Source organism: Euryhalocaulis caribicus (genome assembly GCF_000412185.1).
Taxonomy (GTDB): Bacteria; Pseudomonadota; Alphaproteobacteria; order Caulobacterales; family Maricaulaceae; genus Euryhalocaulis; species Euryhalocaulis caribicus.
The window spans coordinates 26,624-52,371 of record NZ_ASJA01000008.1; the positions used below are offsets into that span (position 1 = coordinate 26,624).

34 protein-coding genes and 1 tRNA gene are annotated in these 25,748 nt (G+C 62.8%); 14 read left to right on the forward strand and 21 right to left on the reverse strand.

Annotated elements, in window-relative coordinates; all coding sequences use genetic code 11:
• Window positions 1-81 precede the first annotated feature (81 nt).
• The gene (locus L338_RS08055; protein ID WP_022697860.1) at window positions 82-717 is read left to right on the forward strand and encodes a superoxide dismutase; all 636 of its coding nucleotides are present in this window, start codon (window positions 82-84) and stop codon (window positions 715-717) included.
• Window positions 718-782: 65 nt separating this feature from the next.
• Complete coding sequence (locus L338_RS17005; protein WP_022697861.1) at window positions 783-956, forward strand: DUF1328 domain-containing protein; 174 nt, start codon at window positions 783-785, stop codon at window positions 954-956.
• On the opposite strand, the gene L338_RS08065 is transcribed toward L338_RS17005, so the two are convergent.
• Window positions 953-1,177, reverse strand: a complete 225-nt coding sequence (locus L338_RS08065) for a hypothetical protein (protein WP_022697862.1) — start codon at window positions 1,175-1,177, stop codon at window positions 953-955. The two genes, L338_RS17005 and L338_RS08065, sit on opposite strands and share 4 nt — an antisense overlap.
• 67 nt (window positions 1,178-1,244) lie before the next feature.
• Here L338_RS08065 and L338_RS08070 point away from each other — a divergent pair, with 67 nt between their 5' ends.
• Window positions 1,245-1,433 carry a hypothetical protein gene (locus L338_RS08070; protein ID WP_022697863.1) on the forward strand — a complete coding sequence of 63 codons (189 nt, stop codon included), beginning with the start codon at window positions 1,245-1,247 and terminating at the stop codon, window positions 1,431-1,433.
• A gap of 162 nt (window positions 1,434-1,595) precedes the next feature.
• Here L338_RS08070 and L338_RS08075 read toward each other — a convergent pair whose 3' ends face one another.
• Window positions 1,596-2,540 (reverse strand): mechanosensitive ion channel family protein, encoded by a 945-nt coding sequence (locus L338_RS08075; RefSeq protein ID WP_022697864.1) that lies wholly within the window; start codon window positions 2,538-2,540, stop codon window positions 1,596-1,598.
• Between the two features lie 104 nt (window positions 2,541-2,644).
• Here L338_RS08075 and L338_RS08080 point away from each other — a divergent pair, with 104 nt between their 5' ends.
• On the forward strand, window positions 2,645-3,094 hold the full coding sequence (locus tag L338_RS08080) for a hypothetical protein (RefSeq protein ID WP_022697865.1): 450 nt from the start codon (window positions 2,645-2,647) through the stop codon (window positions 3,092-3,094).
• Window positions 3,095-3,165: 71 nt separating this feature from the next.
• Here L338_RS08080 and L338_RS16480 read toward each other — a convergent pair whose 3' ends face one another.
• Window positions 3,166-3,888, reverse strand: coding sequence for a superoxide dismutase family protein (locus L338_RS16480; RefSeq protein WP_022697866.1), 723 nt, complete (start codon window positions 3,886-3,888; stop codon window positions 3,166-3,168).
• Window positions 3,889-4,016: 128 nt separating this feature from the next.
• On the opposite strand from L338_RS16480, the gene gyrA reads away from it, so the two are divergent.
• From gyrA to L338_RS08105, 4 genes are read left to right on the forward strand one after another with little or no spacing between them, the layout of a single operon-like run.
• The gene (gene gyrA, locus L338_RS08090) at window positions 4,017-6,788 is read left to right on the forward strand and encodes a DNA gyrase subunit A (protein WP_022697867.1); all 2,772 of its coding nucleotides are present in this window, start codon (window positions 4,017-4,019) and stop codon (window positions 6,786-6,788) included.
• Window positions 6,788-7,285, forward strand: coding sequence for a pantetheine-phosphate adenylyltransferase (coaD, locus tag L338_RS08095; RefSeq protein WP_022697868.1), 498 nt, complete (start codon window positions 6,788-6,790; stop codon window positions 7,283-7,285). Before gyrA ends, coaD begins: the two co-directional genes overlap by 1 nt.
• Window positions 7,282-8,181 (forward strand): peptidylprolyl isomerase, encoded by a 900-nt coding sequence (locus tag L338_RS08100; protein WP_022697869.1) that lies wholly within the window; start codon window positions 7,282-7,284, stop codon window positions 8,179-8,181. The genes coaD and L338_RS08100 overlap by 4 nt, the downstream gene beginning before the upstream one ends.
• The gene (locus L338_RS08105; RefSeq protein WP_022697870.1) at window positions 8,182-8,643 is read left to right on the forward strand and encodes a peptidylprolyl isomerase; all 462 of its coding nucleotides are present in this window, start codon (window positions 8,182-8,184) and stop codon (window positions 8,641-8,643) included.
• Between the two features lies 1 nt (window position 8,644).
• On the opposite strand, the gene L338_RS17355 is transcribed toward L338_RS08105, so the two are convergent.
• Window positions 8,645-9,412: a hypothetical protein gene (locus tag L338_RS17355; protein ID WP_152485843.1), complete on the reverse strand. Its 768-nt coding sequence runs from the start codon at window positions 9,410-9,412 to the stop codon at window positions 8,645-8,647.
• Between the two features lie 139 nt (window positions 9,413-9,551).
• On the opposite strand from L338_RS17355, the gene L338_RS16485 reads away from it, so the two are divergent.
• On the forward strand, window positions 9,552-11,351 hold the full coding sequence (locus tag L338_RS16485) for an AsmA family protein (RefSeq protein WP_022697871.1): 1,800 nt from the start codon (window positions 9,552-9,554) through the stop codon (window positions 11,349-11,351).
• Here the strand turns inward: L338_RS16485 and L338_RS08115 are convergent, their stop codons facing one another.
• Complete coding sequence (locus L338_RS08115) at window positions 11,352-12,185, reverse strand: alpha/beta hydrolase (RefSeq protein ID WP_022697872.1); 834 nt, start codon at window positions 12,183-12,185, stop codon at window positions 11,352-11,354.
• A gap of 100 nt (window positions 12,186-12,285) precedes the next feature.
• Here L338_RS08115 and queA point away from each other — a divergent pair, with 100 nt between their 5' ends.
• The 3 genes from queA to L338_RS08130 all read left to right on the forward strand — a co-directional run bounded on the left by queA (window position 12,286) and on the right by L338_RS08130 (window position 14,618).
• Window positions 12,286-13,353 (forward strand): tRNA preQ1(34) S-adenosylmethionine ribosyltransferase-isomerase QueA, encoded by a 1,068-nt coding sequence (gene queA, locus L338_RS08120; RefSeq protein WP_022697873.1) that lies wholly within the window; start codon window positions 12,286-12,288, stop codon window positions 13,351-13,353.
• Complete coding sequence (tgt, locus tag L338_RS08125) at window positions 13,353-14,468, forward strand: tRNA guanosine(34) transglycosylase Tgt (protein ID WP_022697874.1); 1,116 nt, start codon at window positions 13,353-13,355, stop codon at window positions 14,466-14,468. The genes queA and tgt overlap by 1 nt, the downstream gene beginning before the upstream one ends.
• Window positions 14,469-14,542: 74 nt before the next feature.
• Window positions 14,543-14,618 (forward strand) — tRNA-Lys (locus L338_RS08130).
• Window positions 14,619-14,673: 55 nt separating this feature from the next.
• On the opposite strand, the gene L338_RS08135 is transcribed toward L338_RS08130, so the two are convergent.
• Window positions 14,674-15,843 carry a site-specific integrase gene (locus L338_RS08135; RefSeq protein WP_152485844.1) on the reverse strand — a complete coding sequence of 390 codons (1,170 nt, stop codon included), beginning with the start codon at window positions 15,841-15,843 and terminating at the stop codon, window positions 14,674-14,676.
• A complete protein-coding gene (locus tag L338_RS08140; RefSeq protein ID WP_022697876.1) occupies window positions 15,824-16,069 on the reverse strand; it encodes a helix-turn-helix transcriptional regulator in 246 nt (81 codons plus the stop codon). The genes L338_RS08135 and L338_RS08140 overlap by 20 nt, the downstream gene beginning before the upstream one ends.
• 86 nt (window positions 16,070-16,155) lie before the next feature.
• On the opposite strand from L338_RS08140, the gene L338_RS08145 reads away from it, so the two are divergent.
• On the forward strand, window positions 16,156-17,091 hold the full coding sequence (locus tag L338_RS08145; protein WP_152485845.1) for a pentapeptide repeat-containing protein: 936 nt from the start codon (window positions 16,156-16,158) through the stop codon (window positions 17,089-17,091).
• 98 nt (window positions 17,092-17,189) lie between these two features.
• On the opposite strand, the gene L338_RS08150 is transcribed toward L338_RS08145, so the two are convergent.
• The 11 genes from L338_RS08150 to L338_RS08195 all read right to left on the reverse strand — a co-directional run bounded on the left by L338_RS08150 (window position 17,190) and on the right by L338_RS08195 (window position 24,331).
• Complete coding sequence (locus L338_RS08150) at window positions 17,190-18,761, reverse strand: DNA cytosine methyltransferase (RefSeq protein ID WP_022697878.1); 1,572 nt, start codon at window positions 18,759-18,761, stop codon at window positions 17,190-17,192.
• Entirely contained in the window at window positions 18,761-19,024 is a 264-nt protein-coding gene (locus L338_RS08155; RefSeq protein WP_022697879.1) for a DUF2312 domain-containing protein, read from the reverse strand. The genes L338_RS08150 and L338_RS08155 overlap by 1 nt, the downstream gene beginning before the upstream one ends.
• A gap of 19 nt (window positions 19,025-19,043) precedes the next feature.
• Window positions 19,044-19,709 (reverse strand): recombination protein NinB, encoded by a 666-nt coding sequence (locus L338_RS16490; protein ID WP_022697880.1) that lies wholly within the window; start codon window positions 19,707-19,709, stop codon window positions 19,044-19,046.
• Window positions 19,709-20,653 carry a phage recombination protein Bet gene (gene bet / locus L338_RS08165; RefSeq protein ID WP_022697881.1) on the reverse strand — a complete coding sequence of 315 codons (945 nt, stop codon included), beginning with the start codon at window positions 20,651-20,653 and terminating at the stop codon, window positions 19,709-19,711. Before bet ends, L338_RS16490 begins: the two co-directional genes overlap by 1 nt.
• Window positions 20,654-20,661: 8 nt before the next feature.
• Window positions 20,662-21,171, reverse strand: a complete 510-nt coding sequence (locus tag L338_RS08170) for a siphovirus Gp157 family protein (RefSeq protein ID WP_022697882.1) — start codon at window positions 21,169-21,171, stop codon at window positions 20,662-20,664.
• A 186-nt stretch (window positions 21,172-21,357) separates the two neighbouring features.
• Complete coding sequence (gene dnaN / locus L338_RS08175; protein ID WP_022697884.1) at window positions 21,358-22,464, reverse strand: DNA polymerase III subunit beta; 1,107 nt, start codon at window positions 22,462-22,464, stop codon at window positions 21,358-21,360.
• On the reverse strand, window positions 22,461-22,859 hold the full coding sequence (locus tag L338_RS08180) for a hypothetical protein (RefSeq protein ID WP_022697885.1): 399 nt from the start codon (window positions 22,857-22,859) through the stop codon (window positions 22,461-22,463). Before L338_RS08180 ends, dnaN begins: the two co-directional genes overlap by 4 nt.
• On the reverse strand, window positions 22,859-23,224 hold the full coding sequence (locus L338_RS08185) for a hypothetical protein (protein ID WP_022697886.1): 366 nt from the start codon (window positions 23,222-23,224) through the stop codon (window positions 22,859-22,861). The genes L338_RS08180 and L338_RS08185 overlap by 1 nt, the downstream gene beginning before the upstream one ends.
• Window positions 23,221-23,355 carry a hypothetical protein gene (locus tag L338_RS18105; protein WP_022697887.1) on the reverse strand — a complete coding sequence of 45 codons (135 nt, stop codon included), beginning with the start codon at window positions 23,353-23,355 and terminating at the stop codon, window positions 23,221-23,223. Before L338_RS18105 ends, L338_RS08185 begins: the two co-directional genes overlap by 4 nt.
• On the reverse strand, window positions 23,352-23,756 hold the full coding sequence (locus L338_RS08190; protein WP_022697888.1) for a hypothetical protein: 405 nt from the start codon (window positions 23,754-23,756) through the stop codon (window positions 23,352-23,354). The genes L338_RS18105 and L338_RS08190 overlap by 4 nt, the downstream gene beginning before the upstream one ends.
• Window positions 23,756-24,331 carry a hypothetical protein gene (locus tag L338_RS08195; protein ID WP_022697889.1) on the reverse strand — a complete coding sequence of 192 codons (576 nt, stop codon included), beginning with the start codon at window positions 24,329-24,331 and terminating at the stop codon, window positions 23,756-23,758. Before L338_RS08195 ends, L338_RS08190 begins: the two co-directional genes overlap by 1 nt.
• A 39-nt stretch (window positions 24,332-24,370) precedes the next feature.
• Here L338_RS08195 and L338_RS08200 point away from each other — a divergent pair, with 39 nt between their 5' ends.
• On the forward strand, window positions 24,371-24,676 hold the full coding sequence (locus L338_RS08200) for a hypothetical protein (protein ID WP_022697890.1): 306 nt from the start codon (window positions 24,371-24,373) through the stop codon (window positions 24,674-24,676).
• Here L338_RS08200 and L338_RS08205 read toward each other — a convergent pair.
• The 3 genes from L338_RS08205 to L338_RS17575 form a co-directional block, all read right to left on the reverse strand.
• The gene (locus L338_RS08205; RefSeq protein ID WP_022697891.1) at window positions 24,673-24,852 is read right to left on the reverse strand and encodes a hypothetical protein; all 180 of its coding nucleotides are present in this window, start codon (window positions 24,850-24,852) and stop codon (window positions 24,673-24,675) included. The genes L338_RS08200 and L338_RS08205 overlap by 4 nt on opposite strands.
• Before the next feature lie 99 nt (window positions 24,853-24,951).
• Complete coding sequence (locus L338_RS08210) at window positions 24,952-25,401, reverse strand: hypothetical protein (RefSeq protein WP_022697892.1); 450 nt, start codon at window positions 25,399-25,401, stop codon at window positions 24,952-24,954.
• Window positions 25,402-25,701, reverse strand: a complete 300-nt coding sequence (locus L338_RS17575) for a helix-turn-helix domain-containing protein (RefSeq protein WP_022697893.1) — start codon at window positions 25,699-25,701, stop codon at window positions 25,402-25,404.
• Between the last annotated feature and the right edge of the window lie 47 nt (window positions 25,702-25,748).

Below are 25,748 nucleotides of genomic sequence, written 5' to 3' on the forward strand. Positions count from 1 at the left end.
GCGTTATGTCAGAGACCGCCGCGCAGCCCGCCCAAAACCGGTTCACGCGGCACGAATACGAACCGACGGAGATTATCTCTTATGGCTTTTTCACTCCCGCCATTGCCCTTTGAAAAAACAGCGCTGGAGCCGGCGATTTCGGCCAACACGCTGAATTATCACTACGACAAGCATCACAACGCCTACATCACCAAAACCAATGACGCGATCAGCGGCACGGGCCTGGAAGGCAAGCCGCTGGAAGAGGTCGTGCGGACCGCGCGCCAGGAAGGCAAGCAGGGGCTGATCAACAATGCCTCGCAGGCCTGGAACCACACCTTCTACTGGAATTCCCTGACCGGCGGCTCCCCGCAGCCCTCCGACGCGCTGAAGAGCGCGATCGATTCCGCGTTTGGCGGCATGGACGGCTTCAAGGAGAAGTTCAAATCAACCGGCGCGGGGCACTTTGCCTCTGGCTGGGTGTGGCTGGTCGCCAATCGCGACGGCGGTCTGGAAATCCGCGACACCCATGATGAGGGCGCGATCCTGCCGCAGGACGACTCGGTGCTTCCGATGCTGCTCTGCGATGTCTGGGAACACGCCTATTATCTCGACCGCCAGAATGATCGCGGCGCGTATCTGGACGCCGTGGTCAACCAGCTTCTCAACTGGGATCTGGCCAACAGCCAGTTCGAAGCCGCGCGCACCGGCGGCGAAGGCTGGAAACACCCGGAATAGAACCGGAATGAAGAAAGGGACGCGGCACGCCGCGTCCCTTTTTCTTTTTTGGAAAGGAAAACAAAATGCTTGGTTGGGCTCTTCTGTTTCTCATTCTGGCGGTTGTCGCCGGTTATTTCGGCTTCTTCGCGGTCGCCGGCGCCGGTTTCATGATCGCCAAGATCCTCTTCTTTGTGTTCCTGATCCTTCTGGTGGTCAGCGGCATCGCCAGCGCGATCCGCGGGCGTCCGCCGGTCTAGCTTCCCTGACCCCCGGTCGGGTCAACCGGTTCCGGATCGGTCTCGATGCTGGACGGGGCTGGCTGGTTCTGCGGCTCGTCGGCATCGCCGCCGGCCCAGATCGAATACAGCCCCCACAGCGCGGCTGAGGCCAGCAGGGTGGAGACCACCAGGATAATGAAAATGTGGTCGCCTCTATGGCCTTGCCGGGCCGGCTGAGGGTCTTTTTCGAGATGGGGCATGAAATCCTCGCTTCAGGCAGCTTGAATAAAAACAGCGATATAGCGCCAAAATGAAAGGCGACGACCGATGAACGAAGACAACAAAGATTCTGTTCCGGGAAGGCCCGCCGGGCCGCGGACATTCCGCCTGATCGGCCTTGTCGTGCTGGCTGCGATGATCATCGTTCTTGGTATTTTTTACGGCACCGCCCCCCGCGAAGCGCCGCCGCAACAGGACGGGTCCGATACGCCGGCTGCAGAAACTTCGGAACCGTGATATTTTTTCAGGAACCAAACCTGACAACCGGCGTTTTGTAGTTGTGATTGCACGCAGGGCGGACCGTCGTCCCTCCCCCTACCCCTGTCGGTTCGTCCACAGGCGTGCAATTACTGGCAAACAGATCGGCCGCCGCGCTCCCCCGCGGCGGCCTTTCACTGTCTAGCCCTCTTCGATCTTTCTCAGATTGTCCGGCGTATCCAGCGCCATGGGTTCGCGCTGCGACAGCGTGACCTGCGGGAAGGGGATTCCGATATCGGCCGCATCCAGTTCGCGCTTCACCGCAAACGCCACCTCGTCGAAGGAGGCGCGCTGATCCTTGTTGGACGATCCGGCCCACCACAGCAGCTTGAAGTCGATGGAAGAGCCGCCAAAGGCGATGCATTTCACTTCCGTGCCTTCGCTTTTCGAAATGCTCTCGCAGCTCTCCAGCGCCTTGTTCAGGGCGTCGGCGGCGGCGGGCAGGGAGGCGTCGTAATCCACGCCCACCACCAGTTCTGCGCGCCGGGTCTTGCGGTCGGTGCGCACCCAGACGGGATTAGTGAACAGCATGGCGTTGGGAACGATGACCAGCTGCCCGTCCGGCTGGCGGATATGGGTCTCCCGAATCGTGACCGATTCAACCTTGCCCAGGACATCCTCGCACTCGATGAAATCGCCGATCCGCATTTCCTTGCGGAACAGGATCAGGATACCGGCCAGGAAATTCTCGAACACGTCCTTGAACGCAAACCCGACCGCCAGAGAGCCAAGACCCAGCGCGGCGACCATCTGGCCCGGCGTAACGCTGGGGAAGACGATGACGATGGCGATGGCGATGCCCGCCACCCAGACAAAAATGCCCGTCAAATTTTTGAACAGGGTGACCAGCGCGGGCCGCAGCCGGGCTTTTTCCAGTCCCGCCCCGGCCGCGCGCCCGATCAGACCCGACACGATGGCGGTTATGATGAGGACCAGGATCGCCAGTCCGATCTGGGGCAGGCGTTCGATGAAACCGGCCGCCATGCCGGTCAGCGTGTCGGTCAGCAATTGTACGGGATCCAGTCCGCCGCTTAGTTCCGCGCCGCGTTCAGCCGCGCTCTCCGCCGCCGTATCATCCTGAATCATTTGATTTTCCCGTTATCTGCTTTTGTCCATGAAAGCGGCCGCGGGCGCCGCCCGCAAGTTACGCCCTCTTTCCAGCGGGCGCGGCCCGCGGTTAGAACAGAATCATGCCTGCGCTCCTGAATGTTCTCGAACTGATCTATCTCGTCTCCGCCGCATTTCTAGCCGGGGGCGGCGGAATCCTGTTGTTCCTGACATTGGCCTCGGACCGGTCGCCCGATCCCTGGCTCGCCGCCAAGCCGATGTTCTCGGCCGCGCGCTGGGTCTGGACGCCCATGGCGTTGATCGCGGTGATCAGCGGCGGCGTGCTGGCCTATTATGCGCCGCAGACCGCATCAAAGCTGTGGGTCGTGCTGGGCGAGCTGGCCTGGATTCTGGGCGCCGCGGCGCTGGGGACCGGGTTCCATCTGGCCATACGCGCCGCGCGGGAAGGGCGTCCGCCCGCATCCATCATCGCGGGCCGGCGGCATCGCGCCCGGCGCAACTGGATGTTCTGGATTGGCGGCGCGCTGACCGCCTTCGCCTATGGCGTCATGGCGATCCGCCTGACCTTTTAGCGCCGGATATGAAAAAGGGCGGCCCGGATGGACCGCCCTTTGACAAGGCATAATCGGCGACAAAACCGCGCTTATTGCGCGTCAGTTTCCGCCGCGCCGGTGCGCACCGGCTTGCCGCGGATATTCACTGCCCCGTCGATGCCCTCAATGACGCCGCACGCGATTCGCGCGCCGGCACCGCCAATGGGCTGAGTCATGTGATCGTCGGGCGCTTCGTGAATGACCACGGCGGAGCCGTCCGCATCCAGCAGCTTGGGCCGCTTGCCCATGTCGCCCTGTAACAGGACGCGCGTATTCAGCGTCTGGTCGGCCGTGCCGTCCGGGGCGACCATCAGATTGTGCAGGTCGCCGGCTTCCGGGCCCTCCGGGTTATCCATCCCGTGCTGGGCGGACTCCTTGCCGATATGACCGCCCGCGCTGGTGAAGTCAGCGGCGGAGCAATCGCCGGTTTCGTGCAGATGAATGCCGTGTTCGCCAGCGGGCAGACCGGCGGCGACCACGCGCATGGTCAGGCGGCGGTCATCCCAGAAAAACTCGGCCTGGCCGGATGCGTCCGGCAGATCGCCGATGAACTGCAAATCCGCGCGCGCCACGGCCATGTCGCCCGCCAGCGCGGCTTCCTTGTTCGAGGCCCCACTGGACCCCGCGTCACTGCCGCCCGGCGTGACGCCTTGTTCCTGTTGCCCGTCGGAGGCGTTTAGGTCCCCGTCGGACGTGTTGTCCTGCTGGTCCTGGCAGGCGGTAAGGGCGATTGCCGCGATGCCAGCTGAAAGAAGAAGAATTGAACGGCGCATATGAACTCCTGAAGTCCTGTGTTGAGCGGCCACAAAGCTTTGCGACCCCCTATAACGGATGCTACCTTGCCGATGTTCCCGCTGAAAATGATTCCAGCAATTCCCGTCCAATCGACTAACGGACCGACGTGACCGACACGCACGATACTCCCCCGCCGTCCGACCGCCCCGAAGGCGTCGAATCCATCGCCATCGAAGAGGAGATGCGCCGCTCCTATCTCGATTACGCCATGAGCGTGATCGTCAGCCGCGCCATCCCGGACGCGCGCGACGGCCTGAAGCCCGTTCACCGCCGCATCCTGTGGTCGATGCACGAGAACGGCCAGACTTTCGACAAGAGCTACAACAAGTCGGCCAAGACGGTCGGTGACGTGATGGGTAGCTATCACCCGCACGGCGACTCCGCGATCTATGACGCTTTGGTCCGGCTGGCCCAGCCCTGGTCCATGCGTCTGAAACTGATCGACGGGCAGGGCAATTTCGGCTCCATCGACAATGACCCTCCGGCGGCCATGCGCTATACCGAGGCGCGCATGGCGGAATCGGCGAACTATCTGCTCGCCGATATCGACAAGGACACGGTCGACTTCCAGCCGAACTATGACGGCAAGGACCGCGAACCCACCGTCCTTCCGTCCCGCTTCCCGAACATGCTGGTCAATGGCGCAGGCGGCATCGCCGTCGGCATGGCGACCAATATCCCGCCGCACAATCTGGGCGAGGTCTGCGACGCCGCGCTGACCCTTCTGGACCGCGACGACGTCACGGATGAGGAACTGCTGGAGCTGGTCCCGGGGCCGGACTTCCCGACCGGCGGCTATATCCTCGGCCGCTCCGGCGCCCGCAAGGGCCTGATGACGGGCCGCGGCTCGGTCGTCATGCGCGCCCGCACCGATTTTGAAGAGATCGGCCAGCGCACGGCCATCATCGTCAGCGAAGTTCCCTATCAGGTGAACAAGGCATCGCTGGTCGAAAAGATAGCCGAACTGGTCCGCGACAAGCGGGTCGAGGGCATCGCCGACATGCGTGACGAGTCGGACCGCGACGGCATTCGCGTGGTGATCGAGCTGAAACGCGACGCCACCCCGGAAGTGGTGCTGAACCAGCTCTACCGTTTCACGCCCATGCAGACGAGCTTCGGCGTGAATATGCTGGCGCTGGATTCGGGGCGGCCGCGCGTCATGCCGCTCCGCGACATGCTGGATGTCTTCATCCGCTTCCGGAAGGAAGTCGTCGCCCGCCGCGCCAAGTTCGAGCTGTCCAAGGCGCGCGACCGCGCCCATGTCCTTGTCGGCCTCGCCATGGCGGTGGCCAATATTGACGAGGTGATCGAGCTGATCCGCAACGCGCCGGACCCCTCGGCCGCGCGCGAGGGCCTTCTGTCCCGCACCTGGCCGGCGCGCGACATGGGGCCGCTGGTCAAGCTGATCGCCGACCCGCGCTCCATCGTGAACGAGGATGGCGAGATCCGCCTGACTCTGGAGCAGGTGAAAGCCATTCTGGACCTGCGCCTGCAGCGCCTGACCGGCCTTGGCCGCGACGAGATCAACGACGAGGCCAAGGGCCTGATGGGCAAGATCCAGGACCTGCTGGATATCCTGCGCTCCAAGGCCCGCGTCATAGAGATCATCCGCGACGAACTGACCGAGGTGAAGGAGAAATTCGCCGAGCCGCGCAAGACCCAGTTCCTGGAAGGCGACCTCGATGTCGAGGACGAGGACCTGATCGCGCGCGAGGACATGGTGGTGACCATCACCGAGGGCGGCTACGTCAAGCGCACCCCGCTTTCGATCTACCGCACCCAGGCGCGCGGCGGTAAGGGCCGCGCCGGCATGGCGATGAAGGAGGAGGACGTCGTCACCGGCATGTTCGTCGCCTCCACGCACGATCCGGTGCTGTTCTTCACCGCCTCTGGCCTGGTGTTCAAGGAGAAGGTCTGGCGCCTGCCGCAGGGCGCGCCGAACTCCCGCGGCAAATATATCGGCAATGTGCTGGGCGGCATGGATCAGGACGATTCCATATCCTCGGTCATGGCGATGCCGGAGGACGAGGACAGCTGGGGCGAACTGGACGTCGTCTTCGCCACCCGCTCGGGCAAGATACGCCGCAACAAGCTCAGCGATTTCGTGCAGGTGAACCGCAACGGCAAGATCGCCATGAAGCCGGACGAGGGCGACGGCATTGTCGGCGTGAAGGTCTGCAAGCCGGAAGACGATATCCTGCTGACCACCGCGTTCGGCCGCTGCATCCGCTTCCGGGTGGAGGACGTGCGCGTCTTTGCCGGCCGCACCTCCACCGGCGTGCGCGGCATCAAGATGGATGACGAGCGTGACTATGTGATCTCGCTGGCCATCCTGCGTCACATGGACGTCACCCCGGAAGAATCCCGCGCCTATCTGCGCCACGCCAACGCCATGCGGCGCGCGGCGGGCGAGGAAACGGAAGACGCGGATCTGGAGGAGGGCGAAGAGGCGCTGCTCAGCTCCGAGCGCCTTGCCGAACTGGGCGCGGCGGAGGAATTCATTCTCACCGTCGCCGACCGCGGCTATGGCAAGCGCAGCTCTGCCTATGAATACCGGGTCACCGGGCGCGGCGGCAAAGGCCTGCTGGCCCATCGCCTGCGCGGCAAGGACTGGCTCAACGCCTCCTTCCCGGTCGAGGCCAGCGACGATGTCATGTTGATGACCGATGGCGGGCAGATGATCCGCACCCCGGCCGACACGGTCCGTATCGCGGGCCGCGCGACGCAGGGCGTCATCATCGTGCGGTTGAAGAAGGACGAGAAGGTCATCTCCGTGCGCCGCATCGCCGAGAGCGACAGCGACGAAGCGGCGGACGCCGCCGATGGAAATGACGGGGAGGGCGGAGAATCTCCGCCGTCCGGCGAGGGGGAAAGCTGATGAGCGGCAAGCCCCGCGTCGGTCTCTATCCCGGCACGTTTGACCCCTTCACCATGGGCCATGTCGATATTGTCGGCCGGGCGGTGAAGCTGGTGGACAAGCTGATCATCGGCATAGCCACCAATGAGGAAAAGCGCCCGCTGTTCAGCATGGACGAGCGGGTGGAGATCGCGCAGTCGGAGGTCGCGGCCTGTTGCGGCGACGCCGATATCGAGGTCCGCCCCTTTCGCGGCCTGCTGATGCACTATGCCGAAGAGATTGACGCCTCTGTCATCATCCGCGGCCTGCGCGCCGTGTCGGACTTCGAATACGAATTCCAGATGACGGCGATGAACCAGCGCCTCAATGACGACATCGAAACCGTGTTCCTTATGGCCGATCCCCGTCATCAGGCCGTGGCATCGCGTCTGGTGAAGGAGATTGCGCGTCTGGGCGGGGATGTCTCGCCCTTTGTCTCGCCTTCGGTCGAAAAACGCCTGTTGGAGAAATATTCGTGATTGCTTCCCTCTTCGCCGCCGCGGCCCTGACCGCCTCCGCCCAGCCGATCGATGCGCCCGATGACGCCTGGCGCACGCCGGACCAGGACAATCTTCTCTACATCACTGTGGCGCAAAAGGCGGGGAGCGGCATGGAATCGCTGCTGGCCGAGCCCAAGACCGGCCTGGTGATCGTGGAGCTTCATCCCGATCTGGCCCCGCAGCACGCCGCGCGGATGAAAGAGCTGGCCTCTGAGAATTTCTATGACGGCCGCATCTTCCATCGCGTCATCGGCGACTTCATGGCGCAGGGCGGCGGGCTGACGAACAATCCCGGCGGCGGGCTTTCCGGAAAGCCGGACCTGCCGGCCGAATTCACGGCCCGCCTTGGCCCGGAGGTTACCCCGGTCAAGGTGCAGGACGAGCGCATGGTCAATGAGCGCAAGCCCGCCATGGGCCGCGCGCCGGCGGGCGTGTATCACGGCGCGCCGGTCGGCTATCAGCCCGCGGCGCAAGCTATGGTCGCGGCCGATGGCAAGCGCGATGTCTGGATGTTGCATTGCAAGGGCACGGCCTCCATGGCGCGCACCAATAATCCCGATAGCGGCAATTTCCAGTTTTACCTGATGCGCGGCGAAGCGCCCTGGCTGGACGCGCAATACACCGCCTGGGGCCGCGTGGTGCACGGTCAGGACGTGGTCCAGAACATCACCGCGGGAGAAGGCGATAGCGACATGCCGGAAAACCCCGACACCATTCAGTCGATGCGCGTCGGTTCCAGCCTGCCGGAAGACCAGCAGGTCGCGGTTCAGGTGATCCGGCCCGAAAGCGACGCTTTCAAAGCCTATGTTGAAGAACAGGACGTGGAAAATGTCTGCGACCTGACCATCCCCACACGCGTTAAAGAGGACAGCTAGATGGCCGACGCCGAAAACACACTCGTCATGGAACTGGAAGACGGCGAAGTGGAAATCGCCCTGTTTCCGGACAAGGCGCCCAAGCATGTGGCCCGCATCAAGGAACTGGTGCGCGAAGGCTTCTATGACGGCCTGAACTTCCACCGTGTGATCGACGGTTTCGTGGCGCAGGGCGGTTGCCCGCAAGGCTCCGGCATGGGCGGCTCCGGCCAGAATATCGAGGCCGAATTCAACGACGTCAAACATGTGCGCGGCACCATGTCGATGGCCCGCGCGGCGGACCCCAACAGCGCCGATTCCCAGTTCTTCATCTGCCTGGACGCGGTGCCCTATCTGGATAACCAGTACACCGCCTGGGGCGAGGTCACGTCCGGGATGGAACATGTGGACGCCATCCCGAAAGGCGAACCGCCCGCCAATCCCGGCGTCATCAAATCGGTCAAGGTGAAGGCGGACGCCTAATTTAAATTAGCTCTGCAATTTGCTTGAGTGACTTATCTGAAAAGTTTCTTCTAATAAAGTCATCAGCGAGTTGTGGGTCAGGGGTCTGAAATAGCGCTTTAACATGGATTTCCCAACATTCTTTGTCGTCAGGTTTTATTGATTCGATCAGACCTATGCCAATTCTCTCGCATTCGTTTTTTAGGGACTCTAGGTCTTCTTTATTCCAAGAGGATATTTCGTCATTTATAATAAGATATGAGTAATTGACATACCTTAGGTGCGCAGCGGCCTCATAAACACCAGTCATGTCAAAATTGTTAGCTGTTTTTACTTCAAAGGAAATTATATCTAAATATTTTCCGGGCACTAAATATTGAAAAGAGCGGTAGCCTGCTGCAATTAGATCTGGTTGTGACCAGCGCCCGTAGCCTTTGTGGCGCTTATTTCCGCACACTTCAGAGATGAAATTCCGCTCAGAATATCCAATTTCATTTCTAAGCCAGCTGTTTAATATCCCTAACATCGGCTTGTAGAGGTCAGTTTCTCTTACAGATTTTTTCTTTTTCGACGGTAGCTCGGATAATTCAGAAGAGAGTCGAACGGCACCACCTCGCCCACGTGCCTTACTAATCATGCCTTTTTCGATTAGTGATGTTTTTACCTCGTCATAGCGCTCGTCGCTCCAGCGAAGTTCTTTTTGAATGTTTGTGTTTACAGAATAACCTTCAAATTTCTTCAGTGCGCTTACAAAGAGGTTTTCATCTTCGCTCAGGTTGGATGCTGCCATCGATCACGCCTCACTTTCAAAAAAGGATAAGCTTAAATCGCACTCACAAACTTTAATAGTAATTATGTTTTTTTCTCCTTTCGAACAAAAAGCGCCCATTAGCGTTCCCTTGTCTGGGGGCGTTTGAAAGAGCGTCATTTTGAAAGCGCAATACTGGGTTTTGACGATCATCGCCGCCGCCGCGCTCCTCGCGGCGGCTGGCTTGATATTACTGACCATGCCGCGGTTTGCGACGCCGCTCAGCGCATGGGCGATTGAAACCGCGACGGGCCGCGACACCACGCTGGATCACGCCCGTCTCAAGATTTTTCCCATTGGCTATGAAATGCGCGCCCTGGAAATCCAGGGCGATATCGCGCCCTACAGGCTGGGCGCGATGGATCTGCGATTCAGTCCGCTGGGCATCCTTCCGGGCCGCGCCCTCATTGCGCGCGCCAGCGTTACGGACGGTCAGGCCGGCATCCGCCTGAAGGGCGAGGACCGGGGAGAGGGCGGCGATTTCCTCAAGAATCTGGACGAGATCGCCCGTGCGGAGATCGAGAATTTCGTCTTCGTGGTCAGCCGGGACGGCGACACGCAAGAATTCACCATCACCACAGCTTCCGGCCGGCCCGCCGGCGGCGATGTCGAGGCGGTCGGCTCCGGCGCCGGAACGACGGTCTTCTTTAATGGCCGCATCGCCGGGCCACAGGTGGACGGCCTGCGCGGCGCGCTGACCGTGCGTGGCGAAAACTTCGCCGATTTCGCAGACCTTCTGGGTCTCGCCGCTCCGGATACGCCGCCCTATGAGCTGAATGGCGAACTCTCCGCCGGCGAGGATGTCTGGCGGCTGCAAGGCATTGACGGCATCGTGGGCGACAGCGACTTGGGCGGTGATTTCGAGGTCCGGCTGGGCCGTGACCGGCCGCTGATTATCGCTGACCTGCAGTCCACGAATCTGGAACTGGACGATCTGGGCATCATCATCGGCGCGCCCAGCCGCGTCAGCGGAGAGACGAACGCGCTGCAGGAAGAAATCAATTCCAGCTACGCCGCCAGCGACCGCCTGATCCCGGATTCCACGCTGGACCTCACCCGTATTCGCGCCGTCGACGCCCGGGTCGATTTCCGCGCCGACAGCGTTCAGGCGGGTCCGCTTCCCCTGCAGGCGCTGCGGCTGGACATGAATCTGGAAGACGGCGTCATGCGCTTCGCCCCCATCGCGTTCGAGGCGGAAGCCGGCAATCTGGAAGCCGAAGTCGTGATTGACGCTTCGGAGGAAACGCCCCGGCACGACATAGACGGCCGCCTCAGCGATGTCCGGCTGGAACAGTTCGCCGACGGGCGTTTCGCGCAAGGGGGGCTTGCGGGCCGGCTGGATATTACCGCCTCCGGCAACGGTTTCCGTCAGGCCGCCTCCAGCGCCAATGGCGCGGTCACGCTCTATGCGCAGGACGGCCGCATACGCCAGCTGGGGTCCGAGGCGGCGGGGCTGGATCTCGGCGAGGTGCTGCTGCTGCTTCTCACCGAAGACCCGCAGGATCCTGAATTTACAGAGCTGAACTGCGCCGTCGCCCGCTTCGCGGTGGAGGACGGGCTGGCCCGCGCCGCGCCCGTGGTGTTCGACAGTCAGGACAGCCTGATCGTTCTGGACGGCACGGTGAATCTGGATGACGAGTCGCTGGACCTGACCGTGGAAACCGACGCCAAGGATGTCAGCTGGGGCTCGCTTCTGGGCGATCCGGTGATCCGCGGCACGCTGCGCAACCCCGCCATTGGCGTCGATGCCGGCGAGACCGCGCTTCAGGCGGGTGCGGCGGCGCTTCTGGGTTCGCTCACCGGCGGTCTGGCGGCCCTGCCGTTTGTGGAGCTGGGCGATGGTCGGGACGCAGATTGCGAGGCTTTGCTGGCGCGCGCCCACGGCGCGGCGCAAACCCTGCCCGAACCCGCCGCGCAATAGCTACCGCCCGGAATGCTTGCGGATGAAGCGCGCCGCGGCGCGTCCGGCCGGATTGCCCGGCTCTCCAAACTCGTACGCAATCCGCACGTGGTCGCTGTCGCGCACCGCGGCGGTTTCGTAATCCACACTTGCGGCGTCGAACGCCGCTTCCAGCGCGTGAACCTGCCGGATGCCATAGCCGCGCTGACTGACATACAGGATCAGGAAGGGCGGCGTTCCCATGTCCGGCCTGACGCGGTCGGCCGGGGTGAAAACGCTGATATCCGGCCCGAAAATATGGGCGGAGGCGTTCTCCGATCCATAGACCGATTTCAGATAATCTGCCTGCAAGGCCGCGTCATAGGCCGCACCGTCCAGCAGGATCACTCCGGCCAGGTCGCTCAAATTCAGCCCTTGCGCCTCCAGATAGAAGGGGTCGACCCCGATCAGCGCGGCCAGATGCCCGCCCGCCGAATGGCCCATGACGAATATGCGGTCCGGGTCGCCGCCATGCGCCGCCGCATTGGCCTTCAGCCACGCCACGGCCATGGCCACATCCTGCGCCTGGTCGGCGGCGTCGAAGTCCGGCGGCGCGCGATAATCCATCACCGCCAGCAGGATATCCTCCCGGCTCGCCATGCGCGGGATCGACCAGGCCATGGCCTTGTCCTGATTGGCCCAGCCCCCGCCCGGAACATGCAGCAGCACGGGCGCGTCCGTCAGACCATCATCGCCATAAATATCCAGCGTCTGCCGCGGATCCTCGCCATAGGCATGGGTTTGCGGCGCCGCCTCTGCGGCGCCGGTCCACAGGACCAGCCCGATCAACGCGGCCGCAAACCGCCTGAAAGCCATTCTGTCAGCTTATCGGCGGGGGACGGGGGCCTGAAATGAATTCCGCGTCATGTGAAATACCTCTCCCGAACCGGGGCGTTTCGGGTTAGGTCCGCACCCTATGCGCGTTGACCTGTTCGATTTCGACCTGCCCGAAGACCGGATCGCCCTGCGGCCCGCCCGCCCGCGCGACTCCGCGCGCCTGCTGGTGGTGCGCCCCGGTCAGACACTGGCGGATCGCGGCGTGCTGGACCTTCCGGACCTGCTGGCGCCCGGCGATCTGCTGGTTTTCAACGATACCCGCGTCATCCCCGCCGCGCTGAACGGGACCCGCTCGGCGCGCGCAGAGGGCGGCGGCGGGGACGTCGCGATCGAGGTCAATCTCCACAAGCGGGAGGCTGAGGACGCCTGGCGCGCCTTCGTGCGCCCGGCGAAGCGCCTGCGCCCCGGCGACCGGGTCGATTTTGACGGTCTTTCCGCCGAAGTGGCCGAGAAAGCGGATGGCGGCGAGGCGCTCTTGCGCTTTGACCGTGCGGGAAAGGCGCTGGATGAGGCCATAAAAGCGGCCGGCGCGCCCCCTTTGCCGCCCTATATCGCCCGAAAACGGGCGCTGGATGAGGCGGATCTGGACGATTACCAGACCATTTTTGCCGAAAAAGAGGGCTCCGTCGCGGCCCCGACGGCGGGTCTGCACTTCACCGACAGGCTGTTTGACGCCCTGAAATCACGCGGAATCGAGCAGACTCGCGTCACTTTGCATGTCGGCGCCGGCACCTTCCTGCCCGTAAAGGCGGACGATACCGACGCCCATGTCATGCACGCGGAGTATTACGAGATCTCGGAGGCGGCTTCCGAGGCCATCGCGGCGGCCAAAGCACGCGGAAATCGCGTCGTCCCGGTCGGCACCACGGCGCTGCGCACGCTGGAAGCGGCGGCGGACGCGGCCGGACATGTCGCCCCCGGCGCGGCGGACACCGATATTTTCATCACGCCGGGCTATGAATTTAAGGTCGCCGACGCGCTCTGGACCAATTTCCACCTGCCCAAATCGACGCTTTTCATGCTGGTCAGCGCCATGAGCGGGCTTGAAACCATGCAGTCCGCCTACGCCCACGCCATACAAAATGGCTACCGTTTCTACTCCTATGGCGACGCCTGCCTCCTGTTTCCCGATCGAAAAGATGCGTAATGGCCGAGTTTCCGTTTGATATTTCCGCCCGCGACGGCGATGCGCGCACCGGCGTTCTGACCACCACGCGCGGCGAAATCCGCACGCCGGCCTTCATGCCGGTGGGCACGGCGGGCACGGTGAAAGCGCTTTATACCGATCAGGTGCGCGAAACCGGGGCCGATATCATCCTCGGAAACACCTATCACCTGATGCTTCGTCCGGGGGCGGAGCGCGTTTCCCGCCTCGGCGGGCTGCACAAATTCATGCGCTGGGCCGGCCCGATCCTCACCGATTCTGGCGGGTTTCAGGTCTGGTCGCTGGCGCAATTGCGCAAGCTGACCGAGGAAGGCGTGAAGTTTCAGAGCCATATTGACGGCTCTTCACACATGCTGACCCCCGAACGGGCCATCGAAATCCAGGCCGATCTGCTGGGCGCGGACATCTCCATGCAGCTCGACGAATGTACCGATTTCCCCGCCGAGCGTCCGGCGGCGGAGGAATCCATGCAGCTTTCCCTGCGCTGGGCGAAACGCTGCAAGGCCGCTTTCGGCGACCGCGAAGGCCAGTCCCTGTTCGGAATCGTGCAGGGATCCACCTATCCCGAGCTCAGAAAAGCCTCCGCGGAGGGGCTTCTTGAGATCGGAATGGACGGTTACGCCATCGGCGGGCTGGCCGTGGGGGAGGGGTTTTCGGCCATGATGGAGGTGCTGGAGGCCACCGTTCCGCACCTTCCCGCCGCCCGTCCGCGCTATCTGATGGGCGTCGGGCGCCCCGTGGACATCATCGAGGCGGTTTCCCGCGGCGTCGACATGTTCGATTGCGTCATCCCCACGCGCTCGGGCCGCCATGGTCAGGCCTGGACGGATGCGGGGCCGGTGAACGTGAAAAACGCCCGATTCGCCGAGGATGACACGCCTCTGGACCCCGAAAGCGACTGCCCGGCCAGCCGGGATTACTCCCGCGCCTATCTGCATCACCTGTTCAAGGCGGGCGAATTGCTGGGCCCGATGCTGCTCTCCTGGCACAACGTGGCCTATTATCAGGGGCTGATGGCGCGTATCCGCGCCGCCATTGCGGACGGGACGCTGGAGTCCTTGCGCAAAAAAATATCAGCGGGCGCGGAAAAAGGCTGATATCACCGTCTTGCAACGACGCCCCGGGCCGTCTAACTACGCCCTCTTCAAGCGCGCGTTTCGCCGCGCCGCGTGAGCCGGTAGCTCAGTTGGTAGAGCAACTGACTTTTAATCAGTAGGTCCAGGGTTCGAACCCCTGCCGGCTCACCATTTTTTCAAGGACTTAGCCGACGTCCTTCCAACCGGCTTCCAACAGGACTTCCAACTATCCGTTCTTGGCGCGTTCGCGCTCCTGACGCGCCCGCCAGCCTTCCCGGCGTTTCTGCCCGAGGTTTGCGACGATGGGATCGCGGATCCGGTAGTGGCTGTCGAGGATGTTCTTGACGGACTGGGTGCTCTTCCAGCCGCCGATATCCGCGATCTGCTTTTCAGTCAGGCCCGCCTGGTCGCTCTCAATCACGCCTGAGTGCCGGAGCCATCCGAACTGGACGCCCTTCGTGCGCTCGTCGCTGTCCATGATCGCGCGGAAGCGGTCGTTAAACGCCCGGCGCCGCCACGGTTGGCCGGTCTCCTCGTTCACGACGAGATAAAGGGTGCGGCTTTTCGACAGACGCGCCCGCACCCGGCGCGAAGCATTTACCCGGACGGGCACGCCAGTCTTGTTTCGTTCGAACTGGAACTCGCCGGTCTCTGGGAGATAGTCCTGATGCCTTCGCATCCCGATAATCTGATCGGGATATTGCATCAGGTCGAAGCCGATCAGGATAGCGGTGCCCATGGACGGCGCGCCCGCCTGGTCGCAGAGATCAACGGCGCTCTGCACGAGGGCGTCTGACCAGACAACAAGAGTTCTCTGGTTCTTGTTCTTCCGGCGCGTCCGCCGATTGAGCGGTATCGGATTTTCTCGCAGCACACCCTTATCAACCGCGTGATCGAGCAGGAGCTTCAGGTAGGCGCGGACGATCCTCTTGGTGTGCGGCCGATCCGAGAAGACGTCGAGAAACTGCTTGATGAAGGGCCAGTCCAGTTGCGCGACGTGCGGGTGGGGCGGGTCAATCTTCTCGGACCACAGAAGGATCTTCCTCGCGGCCTGGTCGTAGCTCTCCTTGGTCCGCTTTGCGAGCGCCCTGAAATCGACGTCCGGGTCTGTCTGATAGCTCGTATTGAGCCAAGGGAGCGTGCCCTCTGCAGGGCCGCGGGTGACGCCCCGGCGCGCCATGTCGCGCTCTTCGTCGAGTTTCCTGTTGAGCTTGTCGCCATCACGAATGACGGCGAGCATCTCGGCCCGGCCGCCGACGCGCTCTTCGCTCTTGATCGGCAGGCGCACCGTCGCCGGCCAGCCCTCTGGCCGGAGCTTTTTCGGGACCTGGAAATAGTGAAGCGTTCCCGACTTCTGAGGTTTCGGGACGACGTATCTAGGAAGATTCAGCTTCACGGTAGGCATCCGCGTTGAATGAGAGCGCCGGGGTTTGATCATCGTCAACCAAGCCCAGGGCTTTCTCCACAGCTTTTCGGTCGAAAAGGGACTCCCGGCCCCGGTCCACCGGAGGAGGCATCTGCTTCTCGCGTATGCGCCGCCAGAGCGTGGCTTTGCCGTAGCGAGCCAGCGCGCAGACCTCTGAGGTGGTCAGGCGGCTTACTTGCTGCGTGTTCATGGGCATGTCGGACTTCCGCCAATGCTAGGCAGAAAACGCGGGTGCTGGTACTGCGCACTGAAAGCTGACGAAAAAAATGATCGGAGATCAGCGTGAGCGAATGGCGACTGAACATGGAAGCGGTTCTTGGCTGGCTTGGTGTTACGGGTGACATTGGAGCGCTCATTGCCGCAGTCGCCGCAGTCGCGGCGTTTGTTATTGCATACGGCGATCTGCGCCGATGGAGGCAGGAAGCACCCGCGCGAGCGCTCAGCAGGGAAGTCGAGAGAGCAACGCTGATACGCTCCCTCCGCGATGACCTTCAATATCGTAAAAAGACCGGCCAAGAGGTGACCGACCTCGTTGAAACGTTTTATCGGTATGCTCGAGAAGAAAGGCTGGATCTGGCGAATGCGACTATTCGAGGCGCAAGCATTCCAGGTGTGAGTCTTCTTGGATTTCGCCTCAAAGGAAATGCCCGGCCAGCCACCTTCAGTACGTGCGACCTCACCCTCGCAAGTCTGTCTGGCGCAAATGCGAGTTTGCATGAGACAGCAGCAGACTGTGCGCGGTTCGAGCCAATCCAGGGGGCTTGGTATTTCAATCGCTGCACTCTTCAGCAGGCATGGTTCGCGCCCAGTCGCGGCAAGCTTCAATTCATGAATTGTGATCTTACAGGGGCGACATTCGAGGATGATCTGCTCGATGGGGTTGGGAGCATTCATATCATCCGTTCTGACATAACGGATGCCGATTTTGGACAGCTCAAACCATCCGAGATGGAATTCGACGAGGTTTCGTGGGCGCCAGGACGGGAGCCGAACTGGCCGCCGGGGCTGCAGGCCGTACCGGAAAACAGCACAGGTCAGAAGCGCATCATTGCCAGACGCGTGCTTCGTGGCAGTCCGATCCACTTTGCTGCGAGCGCGGGAAACCGTTTTCCCACAGCTGCCTTTGACCGGAGGAAGCCCCTGTCGGCCTATAAGAACCGAAGGTCGCCGAGCGGTTTGTTGACCCCAAACATTATGCCGGAGGATTTCGGACTCTAGCGACTGAACCCGAACGTCGATCTGTTTTGCGCCCTGCTTCAACAGGACGGCCACCTGCTGGGCGAGGGTGGGCTTGCGGCGTTTGGCGGCGTGGGCGCTCATGCGGCGGCTCTCTTCGCCATGGCGAACGGCGCGTTGGCGCGGGCCAGCGCTTCCGCCAGCGGCGGGCACACGCTGTTGCCCGCCATGCGCGTCTGCGCGGTCTTGGTCAGCTTCGATCCGTCCGCACGGTGATCAATGATGTAGCTGTCGGGGAAGCCCTGCGCCCGGAACAATTCGCGCGGGGTCAGCATCCGCATCCCGATGTCGGTCAGCACCCATTCCGCGCCGCCGATTGTGACGGCGACCAAGCCGAAACGGGCCTTCGCGGTGGCCGTGTGGAGTGGATCGGAAGGGATCTGTGCCTGGTCGGTGCCATAATATTTCGTCAGGAAGGCCGCGACCATTCCGGCGTGACCGCCGCCCGCGCAGCCCGTCGCCGCCGGGTCCGTGATCGGCCTTTCCCGGCGATCCGATCCCTTCATGTTGATCATGTGGCAAGCGACCAGCTGCTGCTGTGTGCCGCGTCCGGTGATCGTGGAGACCGGCGCGCGGGCGTCATGCCCCGTCACCCCGGTATTGTGCTGCGCCATGAAGGCGGCGACGACCAGGGCGTTCGTGTCCTTGATCGAAGCTGTCACGGTGCTGTGCGGCTCCTCGGGCGAGCGAACCGCCCCGCCTTGCTGGCCATAGGTGAACACTGGCGCGACAACCGCGTGCTGCGGGCTTTGCGTCAGCGTGCCCAGCGGATCGTCCAGCGGATATTCCCGCCGCCCGCCGCTGTCGCCGTGCGCAACCGAGACGATGAACGGTTCCGGATTGTCCAGAACGTAACGCTGGACGCCGCGCGCCACGCGGCGCTCGGTCGCCGGGGCCAGCGGCCGCTTTGCCCGGACCCCGAACTTTTCCATGATCTGCGCGCTGGTGTCGAAGATGGACGGGCAGGGCGCGGACCAGTCGATTATGTCGGCGGCGGAGCGCCACGGTTTCAGCTGGCCCGCGATCACGCGCGGATCGTCGACGGGGGCGTGCGTCGGTTCGGGCCAGACAATCGGCTGGCCGTCGCGGCGGGCGATGATGAACAACCGCTTGCGGATCGTCGGCGCGCCATAGTCGCAAGCGCGCAGCTCCCGCCAGTCGACGCGATAGCCCAGCTGGCGCAGCGCCTTCACCCACGCCTTGAATTCCTCGCCACGCCGCTTCGCGCACGGCACGGCCTTGCCATCCTCGGCGACCAGGACCGGTCCCCAGTCCCTGAATTCTTCGACATTCTCCAAGAGGATCACGCGAGGACGACGCTCTGGCGGACGCCGCTGAGCCCAGCGCACCACCACCCAGGCCAGCCCGCGAATGTTCTGGTTGACCGGCGTGCCGCCCTTGGCCTTGGAAAAATGCTTGCAGTCGGGCGAGGCCCAGAACAGGTCGATGGGCCGCGACCCGCAGACATCGTCCGGGTCCACCTGCCAGATATTCTCCGTCAGGTGCAGCGTGTCCGGGTGATTGACGGCGTGCATGGCGAGCGCGTCGGCATCGTGATTGATGGCGATGTCGGGCGAACGGCCCAGCGCCATCTCAATGCCGCAGCTCGCGCCGCCGCCGCCGGCGAAGGAGTCTACGATCAAGCCCTGCATCACGCGTCGCCCACTGCATGCAGATACAGGTCGAGGATCGACTCCTGCTCGCTGCGGTCCTGCTGGTCCATTTTCCGCAGGCGCACGACCTGGCGCATGATCTTGGTATCGAAACCCATCGACTTCGCCTCGGCATAGACCTCTTTCATATCAGCGGCGATTTCGGCCTTGTCGGCCTCCAGCCGCTCAATGCGCTGGATGAAGCTGCGGAGTCTCTCCTGTCCCGCCTGATCAAGGCTCTGCGGCTGTGTAACGTCGTCCATGTCTCTCTCCTTTGTGAATTCAGGCTGCGTCTTGTTCGCGCTCTCGCAGCTCATTGCGCCGCTTCGAGAGGGCCATGCGCAGGGCCTCCTTCCCGTCATCGCTGACAGGCTGGCTAAAGCCGTGTTTCTGGATCCGGCGCGTGATGGCTTCTATGAGGTCGATGCTCTGGGCCGTGCGGCCGCGCTCCATGGCGTCCCGGTAGTCGACTGGGCCGTCAGGTTCGGGGGAGTCGTTGGCGGGGCGAGCGTCGGCTTCATCAGCCCGGTCCGGCGCGCTTTCCGGGCCGGCAAATTGCCTGACCGGTTCCGACCACTCGACGCCCTGTTCGGCCCCGAACTTGAACATGATCTCGATCACACCGCTCATCTCGCCAACGGAGAGGTCGCTTGAGCGGTGACCTAGCGGGAACGGCGCGCCGTCCATGCCGGGCATGAACCGGGTTTCGCGCTGCAGCTCGCGGACGAACAGCTCTTTCCAGTCTTCCTTGGTCCACTGGCAGCCGAACCATTCGACTTGCTTGGATATGTCCCCGAGCATCGCCCACATGCGGGCGTTCTGTTCGTCGGAGCGCTTTGCGTCCTTCATCTCCACGCGCGTCTTGTCGGGGGCTTCCTGCACCAGGCGGAGCACCTTCTGGCGGATTGGACCGCCGGGCATGTCGAGGATGAAGAGTTCGCGGCTCATCAGGCTTCAGCAGCCTCCGGCTCGTCCGCGTCATCATTGACCGGCGCAAGCGATGTCAGCTTGGCGTCCAGAGCCTTGCGGACCTCCAGCGCATCGCCCTGTGAGTTGGCCCAGAACTCGCGGAGGCTGTGACGATTGCGTTGCTCGAAGAGCTTGAGCTCCGAGAAGGTGCCGCAGTCTTCGATGTGCGCCATGATCCGGTCAGCGACCTTGCCTACCGGAACGCGCTCGAGGTCGCCGTTCGGGTCGAACTGAAACATGATGGCGTTGGCGCCGCCCATCGCTTCCAGCCGCTCCTGTTTCTCGAAGTTCTTCACCGCCTCGGCAGCGTTGGGCTCGGTTTCGGAGCGTTCCACCTCTTCCTCGGCGTAGAGGTCGCCGAAGGCGTCGGGCCAGCCCTTGCGGAGCGCCTGTCGCTCGGCGGCGATAGCGATCATGTGGCGGGGCATGTCGCCCCATTTGCCGCCCGCCATCTTCTTGCCGGTGGGCTTGCGCTTGCCGGCCTGCTGGTCGTAGGCCCATTCGTCCACGACCGGGCAGAACTCGTCCCAGTAAGCGACGCCCGGCGTCCGGAACCAGCGCCCCTTACGGAGCTTGTTGACGTAGACCGTGCATTTCACGATCCCAAGCGGATTGGTCGGGCCTTTCAGGCTGTCGTCGTATTCGTATTCGGGCGGCTGCTCGTCCGGCGCGTAGGTGTCCTGCCGGTCGGCAATCTTGCGGAGGCCATCGATCCCGACGACGAGCGCAACGCGGCGCTTGTCCTGACTCTTGGCGCTGAACACGATGGCCGAGGCCTCGCCTCGGAACGGGTCCAGCCGGTTGCGCCGGCAGAGTTCGATGAAGAGCGAGAATTCATCGTCGGTGAGCCCGGCCGCCGCGGTGCGCTTGATCAGCGCAAGCTGCGAGCTCGAATATTCGGAGGGTTTGCTGAGAGCGTTCATCGGGCTTCCTATTTCTTGCGGACGATGAGCGTGGGGGCGGCGTTGCCAAACGCGGCTCCGGGGATCGTTTCCCCGGCTTCCAGCGCAGCGCGCAGTCCGGCCTTGTCGAGGCGCGGCTTGCCCGCCTTCCAGAATTGCGTCGGGATATCGGCCTCTTCGGTGACCTTCACGTCCGGCTTGCGGGCGGACAGCGAGAGAGTGGCCAGCGGGCGCTTGAGCGTCTTGAGGTCAGCCACCGACATAGCCTGTTCGATCAGCGTCCGGATACGCGCCTTGCGGTCCTCTGCGAACTTGCGCCGCGCCTGAAGCTCTTCCTCGCGCTTCTTGATCCCGTCCACGATGACTTCGGCTTCGTCGCTGGAGACGATCAGCCTGTCGATCATCTCGAATAGGTCCGTCTCGCCCTCCAGCAGGTCGTGGAGCATTTCCGGATCGCCTTCGACCACGGCGGCGTAATTCTTCCGGAGCATCTGCGCGGCTTCGATCTGGCGCTGCGCACGGTGTTCGACTTCGGACATATCGGTCTCCAGTTCGTCAGTGCCGGACCACGCGCCCCTCAAGAGCGCGGAGTCCGATCACGGAAAGAGCGGTGAGGGCGGCTGACAGGGCACAGAGCGTCCCGCGCCAGCCAAAAGCGTCATGGATGGACGCGGCGATGGTCGTGGCCGTGAGAAAAAGGCCGAGGATTACGAGAGAGCGGGCGATCATATCCGCACCGGCATCAGCAGGTAGAAATGATCAGGGGCATCCGGGCAGCACAGCAGCGAACCGCTAGTCGGGCTGGACCATTTGAGGTCCGTGCGCGCGCCGCTGAGCGCAGAGAGAATTTCGCTGAGATAGCGGCCATTATACCCGACGCTCATCTCACCCGTGCTTTCCACGGCTATCTCGTCGTGGCCGGATGCGCCGAATTCGCCCTGGCCAATGATGGTCACGGAATCCTTGCCGACATCCAGTTTCGTCAGATTGCTCTGCTCATCGACCATGATCGCGGCGCGCTGGACGGCGATGCGCAGGCCTTCCCTGTCAAAGGCGGTCGTTTCTTGGGTCTCGCGGGGGACAATCCGCTCCCAATCGACATAGGGGCCGTCATAGAGCTTCGTTGTCAGGGTCGCGCCCTTGCGCGTTGCCCGCATGACGCGCCCGTCAGAGGCGAGCGTAACCTCGCCCTCGGCGGACTTGAGAAAGCCCGAGAGAGCGGCCGCATGGTTGGTATGCAGCGAGAATGATGCGGGCGGCGCGCCCTCGATGGTTAGCGCGACATGGCCAAGGATATGGCGGTTCGTGGCGACCAGACGAAGCAGGCCAGTCTTCTCGAAATCGAAATAGACGACCGCGAGATTGTCAGAGCCCTTGCCGTGAGGCATGGCGGTAAAGCGCACGCCCTCCAAAGCCGCAGCAAGCGCCTTCGCGTCAATCCGAAGCGGCTCGGCTTCCTCCGGGCCTTTGAGCAAAGGCCAGTCGCGCGGGTCCAGACTGGGCGACTGGAAGCGCGACCGGCCAGACTTGATGTGAACGGCATTCCCGTTATCAGCAAGCTCAATCTGGACGTTGGCGCCCGGCGGAAGTGAGCGGGCGATATTGCGCAGGCGGTCAGCTGAAACAGTCGCTTGGCCGGACTGTTCAACAGCGGCTTGCGCCAGCGCGGAGGCCTCCATGTCCAGGTCCGTCCCGCTCAGCTCCACGCAGTCATTGGTCTCCGCTTTCAGCAGCACGTTCTCCAGCATCGGGATGGTTGTGCGCTTCTGGACTGCCGTGGCGACATGGTTCATCGCGGCGAGCAGCGCGTCGCGTTCGATCGTGATCTTCATTGATGCGTTCCGTGGGAAGGGGAGAATTTGGGCGCGGCGTCGTATGCGGCCTGAAGGTCTTCCTCCGGGCGCACGAGCATGGCGCGTTCGACAACGATCAGGGCCTGAGTGCGGTCGCCGGCGACGACAAGGCGGGTCACTTCGTCCAGCACCGACTCATCCGCGACCGGCTCGTCAGGCCCAATGTCGTCATCGTCTATCGGGGCGTCTTCCCACCAATCGGCATCGAAGCGCAGGCGCTCGATTTCACCGAAGATGATTTCTTCGCTGTGGTGGGGGATGAACCCGTATAGGTCGCTCAACACCCGGCGCTGATCGCTCTCAATCAGCGGGATCGAATAGTCGGTTGGGTCTTTCTCCGGGCGCGGCGCGCCGATTTCGTCAGTGCGAGCCATCACGCCGCCTCCGGCCCGTCTCCGCCAAAGGGGCGGTTTGAGAACACGTCACTCACGGCCCTGTTGAACGGATCGGGTTCGTTGGAGCGGATCACGTCGCCGGTCCCGTGCAGAACGGTGAAAGGCGCGTGCTCATTGGACGCCACGACTTCCAGCTTGGGCTGGTCCGCCGTCATGCGGTCGATGACCTCGTCCATGGCGGCGAGCTGGGCGGTGAGCTGGCGCCGGAGCTTGCGCAGGTCGCGCAGCCCCGCGGAACGGCAGTCGCCAGACCACAGGTCGCCAAAGATGTCCTTGATTTCCTCGACCGTGTCGGACGTGGCGCCGGACAGCTCCCATTCGGCTCTTGTGATGGGCTGGTTCATTGCGGCAGCCCTCCGGTCGCGGCGGCTCCAGCCGTGCAGGCGAGATACAGAGACGCCATGATGAAGATGAACAGGGCAGCCGTGGCGATGCGCTCAGCGGCTATGCCGATGGTGGGGCGGAAGCGGGTCATGATGCGCCCTCGCTTTGCTCGGTCCTCACGCCTTTGGCGCTCCGGCTATGCAGCAGCGACGTCAGGCTTTCAGGGAGAGGCTTGCGCGCTGGCTCGGCCGACCAGTCCACTTCGCCGGTAGCGGCAAGGTGGCGGAGGACGGCGGCTCCAAGGGGGGCTCCCACTTCGCCCAGATCCAGCCCTGTCCTAGACATGAAGAACAGGTGATTCTTTTGGGTGTCCGAGAGCCCGAGTATCTCTTTAGCGCTATCACCCGAACAGCATTTGCCGCCCCAGAGCGCATTCGCGTGACCAGCAATGCAGCAGGGCGCCCCGCACAAATGGTCCAGCTCCCGCATATCGAACTGTTCAGGATGACTTTCGATATAGTCGGCAAGAAAGAGGATGCGTTCGGTGTCCATCACGCCGCCTCCATCTGCTTGGCCGCGACAGGGGCGGGAACGGCGCGAAGGCCGTCATCATCCGGCGCGCGCCAGAAATCGTTCCCGGCGGCATCGTCGGTGTCGTGGTATTCGTTGAGGCTGCGGACCTGCACGACCGAACCGCGTTCGGACGTGATGCCGTGCGTCGGGCGCCAGTCTTTCGGCGGCGTCTGCGGGTCGCGGTGACGAATCCCGTGGGCGTTATAGGGGGTGGACGTGCAGACCACGCAGACCTGCCCGGAATGACCCGTCGCCTGAATGAACAGGTCGCCGGGGCGGGCCTCTGACTTAGGAACCTTGCGGAAACCCTGCGCGGCGAGCGCCTTCTGCAGAGCCAGCCAGTCATGCTCGCGACCCGTTTGCGGGGCGTCGAACCCGGCGTCCTGCAGAACCTCGCGGAGCCAGTCATAGCCCCGGCGGCGCCCGAACCATTCCTCGCCCACCGTCAGGCGGGCGGCGTTCAGAATGCGGTGGCGGCCGGGCTCAGGCTGAGCTGTGCCCCGGTGGGCCGCTTCACGCTCTCGCCAGTCGCCATTTGAGCGAGGTCCGTACATGGGTTTTCCTTTCCCGCGACTGGTCGTAACGTCGCGCTCATGGGTGAAGCTGAATCGATTGGATGGACTGGCCGCGTGTGGCGCTGGGTTCAGCGCGCGGCGAAGGTTGGCGAGCTCGCCGTCCGTCTGGACGAACACGAGCGCCGAATTGCAGAGCTTGAAGCGAAGCTGGTCGAGGAAGTCGCGGATCCGCGGGAGCGGTGCCTCACATGCGGGGAAGGCCGCATGGCGCTGGTCAGCCGCGAAGGCGCGTTTTACCGCGGCAGATGGACCGCGGTTTACCGGTGCAACAATGAAAACTGCGGCCGGGAATATATTCGGGATGAAACTGACGTGGAGCATTAGAGAAGCCCCGCCATCAGCGCCGCGCCGATAAACCCGCCGGCAATCAGCAGTCCGGCGAGAACAACCAGGCCAACAGTGATCGCCAGCCCGAGTTGAACGCCTTCGATGTCTGAGCGCATTTCGCGCGCTTCAGCCTTGAGGGTGTCGATGTCTTTTTGGAAATCGCCTTGCGGCATGTCGTGTCTCCATCAACGTTGGAGACACATTAACTGAGAGCGTAATTATTCGTCAAGAAAGAAATACGCTTAAAGCGTAATTAAATTTTCAAGGTAATGCTATTCGCTTAATTCCTCTGCGGTGTGTAGGTCGTCGTAACCCTCTCGCGCGCAAAGGCGAACGGTGTAATCCTGCCGGTCCTGCGAGCCTATCATAATCGCTGCGACTATCTCGCCCTCTCGCGCAACCGTAGTGATGGAGTGCGCCTCAAAACCGGTGTAGCCGCCAAAGCTGTTTTTGGCATTGGTTAGGAAGCAGTAGGTTCCCAGCCCATCCCGCGGCACGCGGAGCGAGGTCCATTTGAAGCGGGCCGATTCTGGGTCTTTCAGCCGGTCCTTGATGGCGGAAGATATTTTCTCACGCTCGGTCGGAGATGGCATGCGATCCAACGTCTCGCCCTTGTTGAGAACGGGCACACTTTCAAACACTTTCGCCCATTGGGATTCGCTCAAATCCTGTGCGGCTGCGCTGCTTGAGGCGAGCGCCACCGCTATGCCGAGACGTAGCATTTAGCCGCTCTTTTTGGTGAAGGTTTCGAGTATGTCGCGAGCCTGGCTGCGGTTGTTTGTCGGAATGCGGTCCCAGATAGACACGATGTCTGCGCCCTGATCGGGGAGCCTTGAGATAAGGTCGGCCGGCTGCACGCCCAGCGCGTCGGCAAGCTTGACCAGCATGGGACGGGTATAGCTTTTCTTGCCCCGTTCCAGTTCGGATATGTGAACGACCGACACGCCGACCTTTTCTGCGAGCTGACCTTGGGTCAGATCCCGGTGCTTACGCCATTCCTTCAAATAGAATGTATCCGCCATGCGCGTATCATGCCGTGCCTTGTGAAATTCGTCGTCAAGCGGAGAGC

What these genes read in the sequence shown, in the direction of transcription:
- dnaN (WP_022697884.1), bottom strand. Translation starts at nt 22,464, where the DNA reads ATGAAGATCACGATCGAACGCGACGCGCTGCTCGCCGCGATGAACCAT.
- L338_RS16490 (WP_022697880.1), bottom strand. Translation starts at nt 19,709, where the DNA reads ATGAGCCGCGAACTCTTCATCCTCGACATGCCCGGCGGTCCAATCCGC.
- L338_RS18105 (WP_022697887.1), bottom strand. Translation starts at nt 23,355, where the DNA reads ATGACCCGCTTCCGCCCCACCATCGGCATAGCCGCTGAGCGCATCGCC.
- L338_RS08055 (WP_022697860.1), top strand. Translation starts at nt 82, where the DNA reads ATGGCTTTTTCACTCCCGCCATTGCCCTTTGAAAAAACAGCGCTGGAG.
- coaD (WP_022697868.1), top strand. Translation starts at nt 6,788, where the DNA reads ATGAGCGGCAAGCCCCGCGTCGGTCTCTATCCCGGCACGTTTGACCCC.
- queA (WP_022697873.1), top strand. Translation starts at nt 12,286, where the DNA reads ATGCGCGTTGACCTGTTCGATTTCGACCTGCCCGAAGACCGGATCGCC.
- L338_RS08075 (WP_022697864.1), bottom strand. Translation starts at nt 2,540, where the DNA reads ATGATTCAGGATGATACGGCGGCGGAGAGCGCGGCTGAACGCGGCGCG.
- L338_RS08185 (WP_022697886.1), bottom strand. Translation starts at nt 23,224, where the DNA reads ATGAACCAGCCCATCACAAGAGCCGAATGGGAGCTGTCCGGCGCCACG.
- L338_RS08170 (WP_022697882.1), bottom strand. Translation starts at nt 21,171, where the DNA reads ATGTCCGAAGTCGAACACCGTGCGCAGCGCCAGATCGAAGCCGCGCAG.
- L338_RS08070 (WP_022697863.1), top strand. Translation starts at nt 1,245, where the DNA reads ATGAACGAAGACAACAAAGATTCTGTTCCGGGAAGGCCCGCCGGGCCG.
- L338_RS08210 (WP_022697892.1), bottom strand. Translation starts at nt 25,401, where the DNA reads ATGCTACGTCTCGGCATAGCGGTGGCGCTCGCCTCAAGCAGCGCAGCC.
- L338_RS08190 (WP_022697888.1), bottom strand. Translation starts at nt 23,756, where the DNA reads ATGGACACCGAACGCATCCTCTTTCTTGCCGACTATATCGAAAGTCAT.
- L338_RS08105 (WP_022697870.1), top strand. Translation starts at nt 8,182, where the DNA reads ATGGCCGACGCCGAAAACACACTCGTCATGGAACTGGAAGACGGCGAA.
- L338_RS17005 (WP_022697861.1), top strand. Translation starts at nt 783, where the DNA reads ATGCTTGGTTGGGCTCTTCTGTTTCTCATTCTGGCGGTTGTCGCCGGT.
- L338_RS08195 (WP_022697889.1), bottom strand. Translation starts at nt 24,331, where the DNA reads ATGTACGGACCTCGCTCAAATGGCGACTGGCGAGAGCGTGAAGCGGCC.
- L338_RS08150 (WP_022697878.1), bottom strand. Translation starts at nt 18,761, where the DNA reads ATGCAGGGCTTGATCGTAGACTCCTTCGCCGGCGGCGGCGGCGCGAGC.
- L338_RS08140 (WP_022697876.1), bottom strand. Translation starts at nt 16,069, where the DNA reads ATGCCCATGAACACGCAGCAAGTAAGCCGCCTGACCACCTCAGAGGTC.
- L338_RS08080 (WP_022697865.1), top strand. Translation starts at nt 2,645, where the DNA reads ATGCCTGCGCTCCTGAATGTTCTCGAACTGATCTATCTCGTCTCCGCC.
- L338_RS17355 (WP_152485843.1), bottom strand. Translation starts at nt 9,412, where the DNA reads ATGGCAGCATCCAACCTGAGCGAAGATGAAAACCTCTTTGTAAGCGCA.
- L338_RS08180 (WP_022697885.1), bottom strand. Translation starts at nt 22,859, where the DNA reads ATGGCTCGCACTGACGAAATCGGCGCGCCGCGCCCGGAGAAAGACCCA.
- L338_RS08065 (WP_022697862.1), bottom strand. Translation starts at nt 1,177, where the DNA reads ATGCCCCATCTCGAAAAAGACCCTCAGCCGGCCCGGCAAGGCCATAGA.
- L338_RS08205 (WP_022697891.1), bottom strand. Translation starts at nt 24,852, where the DNA reads ATGCCGCAAGGCGATTTCCAAAAAGACATCGACACCCTCAAGGCTGAA.
- L338_RS08200 (WP_022697890.1), top strand. Translation starts at nt 24,371, where the DNA reads ATGGGTGAAGCTGAATCGATTGGATGGACTGGCCGCGTGTGGCGCTGG.
- L338_RS16480 (WP_022697866.1), bottom strand. Translation starts at nt 3,888, where the DNA reads ATGCGCCGTTCAATTCTTCTTCTTTCAGCTGGCATCGCGGCAATCGCC.
- L338_RS08115 (WP_022697872.1), bottom strand. Translation starts at nt 12,185, where the DNA reads ATGGCTTTCAGGCGGTTTGCGGCCGCGTTGATCGGGCTGGTCCTGTGG.
- tgt (WP_022697874.1), top strand. Translation starts at nt 13,353, where the DNA reads ATGGCCGAGTTTCCGTTTGATATTTCCGCCCGCGACGGCGATGCGCGC.
- L338_RS17575 (WP_022697893.1), bottom strand. Translation starts at nt 25,701, where the DNA reads ATGGCGGATACATTCTATTTGAAGGAATGGCGTAAGCACCGGGATCTG.
- L338_RS08155 (WP_022697879.1), bottom strand. Translation starts at nt 19,024, where the DNA reads ATGGACGACGTTACACAGCCGCAGAGCCTTGATCAGGCGGGACAGGAG.
- bet (WP_022697881.1), bottom strand. Translation starts at nt 20,653, where the DNA reads ATGAACGCTCTCAGCAAACCCTCCGAATATTCGAGCTCGCAGCTTGCG.